This is a genomic window from Paenibacillus sp. JT31N11, from assembly GCF_056269285.1.
In genome coordinates, this window is the sequence record NZ_JBWDNQ010000062.1 from 1 (window position 1) to 1,640 (window position 1,640).

Below are 1,640 nucleotides of genomic sequence, written 5' to 3' on the forward strand. Positions count from 1 at the left end.
TTGTCCAGGTCTATGAATTGGTCACCCGAACGACCTTCATGCATGTCTAACAAGGGTGAAATCCTGCGAATAAGCGAGCATTCGTGAGAAAACTTAATCGTACCGAGGGAGTTCAACCCGCCGCCAAATCCAACGGGCCAGATAAGGTGATGATCGCAGTTTCATCAATATGGTAAAATTAGTGGAAATCAAATAATTGAGGTGGACTAATGGAGATATTAGTAATTCGACATGGAGAATCAGAGGATGAGACAGTAAATGTACTTGAACCGTTAACAAGCTTAGGAATTGAGCAAAGTAAAAAAATGTCTGTACGTGTTTCAAAAGAATTTCCACCAGAGTTAATTTGGTCAAGTACACTTCAACGTGCAAAGCAAACGGCGGATATTTTAGCGAATATCGTGGATTGTGAAGTGAAATATCTTGATAATCTATGTGAGCAGAAAGTTGATGAAAGCGACTTGAAATTCTATGAGCGAATCCAACAAATCTTTTCTTACATAAAAGAGAACAGCAGTCAATATAAAAGAGTTGCCATTGTTTCTCACGGAGGAACTATTACGAAACTCATTGAAAATTTCCTCCAGTTACCTTCAAATAATAATGTCTGGTTCCATACCAACAACACGGGGATTCATTTCTTACACTATCATCCCAAAGCAGATATTATAAAATTTTCAAATAGCACCTGTCATTTAAACGAACGGGTACGATAGCTTAATAAACTTCACCATGCAGAAGTAGTGATTTACTAATAGCTTTTCGAAGATGACAGTTACATAAGAAAAATGTACTGAACTAACGGATACGTTAGTGAGGAGCTTGCCGCGCGGCAGCTCCTTTTTCGTTTGTTGAAGTAACGGTAGTTTACGTTAATGATTCTTCAAGATGGAACTAAAGGAATAGGTGGTGTATTATGGATGATTTGTACAAGATCATTCACGACCCAAATAAAGATATTTATCAGAAACTTGATGAACAAGTTAATTTATTTTGGCAATGGCCTAAGACAATTAAGCATGAGTTTGAGTGGGAAACAACATATCATAATTGGGAGCTACTTAACACAATATTTGATAAATTAGTTGATACTACAACTTGTTGTAATTGGGATCAGAAAACCATAAATAATTTGCTTTTTATCATTGGGAGGGACAATGAATGTGAATTACTGGTTCGTAAATTAGTCGAAAACCCAGAATGTTTATTATTTCTCGCCAAGGAGGGCGTATCGTATCCTGATGCAGATACCAAATGGCAACTGGCACATTACCTATCGAGTATTGCCTCGATACAGCCGAAAGCTGAGGAGATCATTGTTCAGTATTATGAAGACCAGAACGAATATGTAAAAAGAAGAGCACTGTTGGCGCTAGGGAATATCGAATCAAGACATGCTGAACAATGTGCACTGGAATCTTGGAAAACAGGAATGAAGTATCAAAAGCTTACTTCTTTAGAAGTCTTAAAGCAGATAAACTCGCCACATTACTCAATTTTAGCTGTTAGTACAGATGAGCAGAATTGAGCTAACGGGTACGATAGCATTCCTGTAGAGCGTTAAATTACCGCTTTGCAAAAAAACGAGCGCCTCGGTACGATGGGAGTACGAAACGGGTCATAGCCCTTTAAATCCCATC

2 protein-coding genes are annotated in these 1,640 nt (G+C 38.0%); both read left to right on the top strand.

Translation table 11 applies throughout. The features are described from left to right. Nucleotides 1-209 precede the first annotated feature (209 nt). Entirely contained in the window at nt 210-716 is a 507-nt protein-coding gene (locus AC0YNV_RS40640) for a phosphoglycerate mutase family protein (RefSeq protein WP_475773127.1), read from the top strand. A gap of 200 nt (nt 717-916) precedes the next feature. Then, nucleotides 917-1,528 (top strand): HEAT repeat domain-containing protein, encoded by a 612-nt coding sequence (locus tag AC0YNV_RS40645; protein ID WP_475773128.1) that lies wholly within the window; start codon nt 917-919, stop codon nt 1,526-1,528. The last annotated feature ends 112 nt before the right edge of the window (nt 1,529-1,640 follow it).